The sequence below is a fragment of the Burkholderia sp. HMSC10F09 genome (assembly GCF_001806955.1).
Classification (GTDB): Bacteria; Pseudomonadota; Gammaproteobacteria; order Burkholderiales; family Burkholderiaceae; genus Burkholderia; species Burkholderia multivorans.
On the sequence record NZ_KV786685.1, the window covers coordinates 1 to 5919 of the forward strand.

At 70.8% G+C, this 5919-nt stretch carries 5 protein-coding genes and 1 pseudogene; all 6 read left to right on the plus strand.

The window, feature by feature from the left end:
- The coding region (gene fliF / locus HMPREF3115_RS12625; protein WP_070554613.1) for a flagellar basal-body MS-ring/collar protein FliF at positions 1-1696 on the plus strand (1696 nt) is incomplete at its 5' end.
- Positions 1686-2681, plus strand: coding sequence for a flagellar motor switch protein FliG (gene fliG / locus HMPREF3115_RS12630; RefSeq protein WP_070554615.1), 996 nt, complete (start codon positions 1686-1688; stop codon positions 2679-2681). The genes fliF and fliG, both read left to right, overlap by 11 nt.
- A complete protein-coding gene (gene fliH / locus HMPREF3115_RS12635; protein ID WP_070554616.1) occupies positions 2674-3351 on the plus strand; it encodes a flagellar assembly protein FliH in 678 nt (225 codons plus the stop codon). The genes fliG and fliH overlap by 8 nt, the downstream gene beginning before the upstream one ends.
- 35 nt (positions 3352-3386) lie before the next feature.
- Entirely contained in the window at positions 3387-4919 is a 1533-nt protein-coding gene (gene fliI / locus HMPREF3115_RS12640; RefSeq protein WP_233632825.1) for a flagellar protein export ATPase FliI, read from the plus strand.
- A 41-nt stretch (positions 4920-4960) separates the two neighbouring features.
- Positions 4961-5419: a flagellar export protein FliJ gene (gene fliJ, locus HMPREF3115_RS12645; protein WP_006411204.1), complete on the plus strand. Its 459-nt coding sequence runs from the start codon at positions 4961-4963 to the stop codon at positions 5417-5419.
- A gap of 32 nt (positions 5420-5451) precedes the next feature.
- Positions 5452-5919, plus strand: a pseudogene (locus HMPREF3115_RS12650) (flagellar hook-length control protein FliK); the annotation flags it as partial.

A 5919-nucleotide genomic window follows, 5' to 3' on the forward strand; every position in this document is an offset into this window, starting at 1 on the left:
CGCCGCCGCGGCCGCCGCGCTGCCGGGCGCGGGCGGCGCGGGCGCGGATTTCGGGCTCGGCGGCTTCGCGGAACGCATTCCGGGCATCGCGCGGATGAAGGGCAATCCGAAGCTGCCGTTCCTGATCGCCGTCGCGTTCGCGGTCGCGGTCGTCACGGCGCTCGTGCTGTGGAGCCGGGCGCCCGACTATCGCGTGCTGTACAGCAACCTGTCCGACCGCGACGGCGGCGCGATCATCGCCGCGCTGCAGCAGGCCAACGTGCCGTACAAGTTCGCCGACGCCGGCGGCGCGATCCTCGTGCCGGCGGCCCAGGTGCACGAAACGCGGCTCAAGCTCGCGGCGCTGGGGCTGCCGAAGGGCGGCGCGGTCGGCTTCGAGCTGATGGACAACCAGAAGTTCGGGATCAGCCAGTTCGCCGAACAGGTCAATTACCAGCGCGCGCTCGAAGGCGAGCTGCAGCGCACGATCGAGTCGATCAACGCCGTGCGCGGCGCGCGCGTGCATCTCGCGATTCCGAAGCCGTCCGTCTTCGTCCGCGATCGCGAGGCGCCGAGCGCGTCGGTGTTCGTCGATCTGTACCCGGGCCGCGTGCTCGACGAAGGCCAGGTGCAGGCAATCACCCGGATGGTGTCGTCCGGCGTGCCCGACATGCCGGCGAAGAACGTCACGATCGTCGACCAGGACGGCAATCTGCTCACGCAGCCGGCGTCGGCAACCGGCCTCGACGCGAGCCAGCTGAAATACGTGCAGCAAGTCGAGCGCAACACGCAGAAGCGCATCGACGCGATCCTCGCCCCGATCTTCGGCGCCGGCAACGCGCGCTCGCAGGTCAGCGCCGACATCGACTTCTCGAAGCTCGAACAGACGTCCGAAAGCTATGGGCCGAACGGTTCGCCGCAGCAGGCGGCGATCCGCAGCCAGCAGACCAGCACCTCGACCGAGCTCGCGCAAAGCGGCGCGTCGGGCGTGCCGGGCGCGCTGTCGAACACGCCGCCGCAGCCGGCGTCCGCGCCGATCGTCGCCGGCAACGGCGCGAACGCGCCGCAGACGACGCCGGTCAGCGACCGCAAGGACCAGACGACCAACTACGAGCTCGACAAGACGATCCGCCACGTCGAGCAGCCGATGGGCACCGTGAAGCGGCTGTCGGTCGCCGTCGTCGTCAACTATCAGCCGGTCGCCGACGCGAAGGGCCACGTGACGATGCAGCCGCTGCCGCCCGCGAAGCTCGCGCAGATCGAGCAGCTCGTGAAGGACGCGATGGGCTACGACGCGAAGCGCGGCGACTCGGTGAACGTGATGAACAGCGCGTTCTCGACCGCGACCGATCCGAACGCCGACCTGCCGTGGTGGCGCCAGCCCGACATGATCGCGCTCGCGAAGGAAGCGGCGAAGTGGCTCGGCATTGCGGCAGCCGCGGCGGCGCTCTACTTCATGTTCGTGCGGCCGGCGATGCGCCGCGCGTTCCCGCCGCCCGAGCCGCCGGCGCCGGCGCTCGCGCTGCCGGGCGAGCCGGTCGTGCTCGACGGGCTGCCGGCGCCCGAGCCGGAAAACGAGTCCGATACGGCGCTGCTCGCCTTCGAAAACGAGAAGAACCGCTACGAACGCAACCTCGACTACGCGCGCACGATCGCCCGCCAGGATCCGAAGATCGTTGCGACCGTCGTGAAGAACTGGGTGTCCGATGAACGCTGAAGGCTTGACCAAAAGCGCGCTGCTGCTGATGTCGATCGGCGAGGAAGAAGCCGCGCAGGTATTCCGCTTCCTCGCGCCGCGCGAGGTGCAGAAGATCGGCGCCGCGATGGCCGCGCTGAAGAACGTCACGCGCGAGCAGGTCGAGGACGTGCTGCAGGAGTTCGTGAAGGAAGCCGAGCAGCACACCGCGCTCTCGCTCGATTCGAGCGAGTACATCCGCTCGGTGCTGACGAAGGCGCTCGGCGAGGACAAGGCCGGCGTGCTGATCGACCGCATCCTGCAGGGCAGCGACACGAGCGGCATCGAAGGGCTCAAGTGGATGGACTCGGGGGCCGTGGCCGAGCTGATCAAGAACGAGCATCCGCAGATCATCGCGACGATCCTCGTCCATCTCGATCGCGATCAGGCCTCCGAGATCGCGTCGTGCTTCACCGAGCGGCTGCGCAACGACGTGATCCTGCGCATCGCCACGCTCGACGGCATTCAGCCGGCCGCGCTGCGCGAGCTCGACGACGTGCTGACGAGCCTGCTGTCCGGCAGCGACAATCTGAAGCGCAGCCCGATGGGCGGCATCCGCACCGCGGCCGAGATCCTCAACTTCATGACGAGCGTGCACGAGGAAGGTGTGCTCGAAAGCGTGCGCCAGTACGACCCGGACCTCGCGCAGAAGATCGTCGACCAGATGTTCGTGTTCGAGAACCTGCTCGACCTCGAGGATCGCGCGATCCAGATGGTGCTGAAGGAAGTCGAGTCGGAGACGCTGATCGTCGCGCTCAAGGGCGCGCCGCCGCCGCTGCGCCAGAAGTTCCTCGCGAACATGTCGCAGCGCGCGGCCGAACTGCTCGCCGAGGATCTCGACGCGCGCGGGCCGGTGCGCGTGTCCGAAGTCGAGGCGCAGCAGCGCCGCATCCTGCAGATCGTGCGCAACCTCGCCGAGAGCGGCCAGATCGTGATCGGCGGCAAGGCGGAAGACGCGTATGTCTGATCCGGCCAGCGTCCGCACGCTCACCGCGTACCAGCGGTGGGAGATGGCGTCGTTCGATCCGCCGCCGCCCCCGCCGCCGCCCGACGACGCGGCCGCGGCCGCCGCCGCGCTCGCCGAGGAACTGCAGCGCGTGCGCGACGCCGCGCACGCCGAAGGGCATGCGGCCGGCCACGTCGAAGGCCAGGCGCGCGGCTATCAGGCCGGCTTCGAGCAGGGCCGGCAGCAGGGATTCGAGGCCGGCCAGGCCGAAGCGCGCGAACAGGCCGCGCAGCTCGCGGCGCTGGCCGCATCGTTTCGCGAAGCGCTCGCGAGCGCCGAGCACGATCTCGCGGCCGACGTCGCGCAGCTCGCGCTCGACATCGCGCAGCAGGTCGTGCGTCAGCACGTGAAGCACGATCCGGCCGCGCTCGTCGCGGCGGTGCGCGACGTGCTGGCCGCCGAGCCCGCGCTGTCCGGCGCGCCGCATCTGGCCGTCAACCCGGCCGATCTGCCGATCGTCGAAGCCTATCTGCAGGACGATCTCGATGCGCTCGGCTGGAGCGTGCGCACCGACGCGTCGATCGAACGCGGCGGCTGCCGCGCACACGCGGCGACCGGCGAAGTCGACGCGACGCTGCCGACGCGCTGGCAGCGCGTCGCGGCCGCGATCGGCAAGGTGAGCACGTGGTGACGCCGCCTACGCCCGAGTCGCTCGCGCATGGCGCGATGACGCCGCTCGAGCGTGAACTCGCGCGCGCGTCGCGCGGGTCGGACGTCGTGGACGATGCGCACGAGACGCACGACGCGGACGATGCCCACGCCGCACCGTCCGCCGAGCGGGCGACGCAGCGTACGTCGTCCGCGCCCGACGCGCGGCGCGCCCCGCACAATCCGCATCTCGCGCACTGGCGCGAACATCTGCACGCGCTCTCGGCACGGAGCCAGCGCGCACTGCCGCTGCGCCCGTGCGGGCGCCTCACGCGCGCGGCCGGGCTCGTGCTCGAGGCGATCGGACTGCGTCTGTCGGTCGGCGCCGAATGCACGATCGAGTTGCCGCCGGGCAGCACGCTGCCCTATGCGGAGGCGGAAGTCGTCGGCTTCTCCGGCGAGCGCCTGTTCCTGATGCCGACCACCGACGTCGCGGGCGTGCTGCCCGGCGCGCGCGTGTGGCCGCTCGAACGGGCGCCCGTCGCCGATCCGCTCGCGGGCGCGAAACGGCTGCCGGTGGGCTGGGAAATGCTGGGCCGCGTCGTCGACGCGGCCGGCCGCCCGCTGGACGGGCTCGGCCCGCTCGCGTCGAAGGTCGACGCGCCGCTGTCCGCGCCGTCGATCAATCCGCTCGACCGCGAACCGATTCATCACGTGCTCGACGTCGGCGTCCGCGCGATCAACGCGCTGCTCACCGTCGGCCGCGGCCAGCGCATGGGACTGTTCGCGGGCTCGGGCGTCGGCAAGTCGGTGCTGCTCGGCACGATGGCGCGCTACACGAGCGCCGAGGTGATCGTGATCGGCCTGATCGGCGAACGCGGCCGCGAAGTGAAGGAATTCATCGAGCAGATCCTCGGCGAGGACGGGCTCGCGCGCTCGGTCGTCGTCGCGGCGCCGGCCGACGTGTCGCCATTGCTGCGGATGCAAGGCGCCGCGTATGCGACGTCGCTCGCCGAATACTTCCGCGACCAGGGCAAGCACGTGCTGCTGCTGATGGATTCGCTGACGCGCTATGCGATGGCGCAGCGCGAGATCGCGCTCGCGATCGGCGAACCGCCGGCGACGAAGGGCTATCCGCCCTCGGTGTTCGCGAAGCTGCCGGCGCTCGTCGAGCGCACCGGCAACGGGCCCGAAGGCGGCGGTTCCATCACGGCGTTCTATACGGTGCTGACCGAAGGCGACGATCAGCAGGACCCGATCGCCGATTCGGCGCGCGCGATCCTCGACGGCCATATCGTGCTGTCGCGCGCGCTCGCCGAGGCCGGCCACTATCCGGCGATCGACATCGAGGCATCGATCAGCCGCGCGATGACCGCGCTGATCGACGATACGCATCTCGACCGCGTGCGCCATTTCAAGCAGATGCTGTCGCGCTATCAGCGCAACCGCGATCTGATCGCGGTCGGCGCGTACGCACCGGGCCGCGACGCGCAGCTCGACCGCGCGATCGCGCTCTATCCGCGCATCGAAGCGTTCCTGCAGCAGGGCTTTCGCGAATGCGCACCGTTCGCGTCGAGCCTCGCGGCGCTCGATGCGTTGTTCGATTCCTGAATCCGTTCGCGGATCCACCCGGTCCCTGGAGGCTCACGCAAATGGCACACGGTTTCCCGCTTCAACTGCTGCTCGATCGCGCGCAGGAAGACCTCGACGCGGCCGCGAAGCAGCTCGGCACCGCGCAGCGCGACCGCACGGCCGCCGCCGAGCAGCTCGACGCGCTGCTGCGCTATCGCGACGAATATCACGCGCGCTTCGCGCAGTCGGCGCAGCATGGGATGCCGGCCGGCAACTGGCGCAACTTCCAGGCGTTCATCGACACGCTCGATGCGGCGATCGCGCAGCAGCGCAGCGTGCTCGCCGCTGCCGAACTGCGGATCGACGAGGCGCGGCCGAACTGGCAGCAGAAGAAGCGCACCGTCGGTTCGTACGAGATCCTGCAGGCGCGCGGCGTCGCGCAGGAAGCGCAGCGCGCGGCCAAGCGCGAGCAGCGCGAAGCCGACGAGCACGCGGCGAAGATCCTGCGCATGCGGGCCGACGCGGCCCGGACGTCGTAATCCGCCCACCGCCTTCGAACGAGAGAATCGCCATGCCTTCCCTGTCCCTGACCGGCGCCCTGATCGATACCGTCGGCGCCGCGCTGAAAGCCGCGGGCCGCAGCGCGTCGTCTGCCGCGAGCAGCGACCGCGATGCCGCGACGCCCACCACGGCGCCGTTCGCGCAGACGCTGCAGCAACGCGTCGACACGCGGCACGATGCCGACCGGACCGCCACCGCAGATGCCGCACCGCCGAAATCGGCCGACGCGAAGCCGGTCGCGGCCAAAGCGGATGACGACGACGCGTCGCCGGACCAGGCGCACGCATCGACCGCGACGAATCCCGATGCGGCCGCACTCGCGGCGGCCGCGGCCGTCCAGGCCCAGCTGCAGGCGCACGCGGACGGCACGTCGCCTGCCGACGCATCCGCGCAGTCCGCCGCAGCGGACGGCCAGCCGGCGCTGGCAACGACCGCTTCGACGCCGTCCGGCACCTCGCCCGAGGCCGCGTCGGCGGCC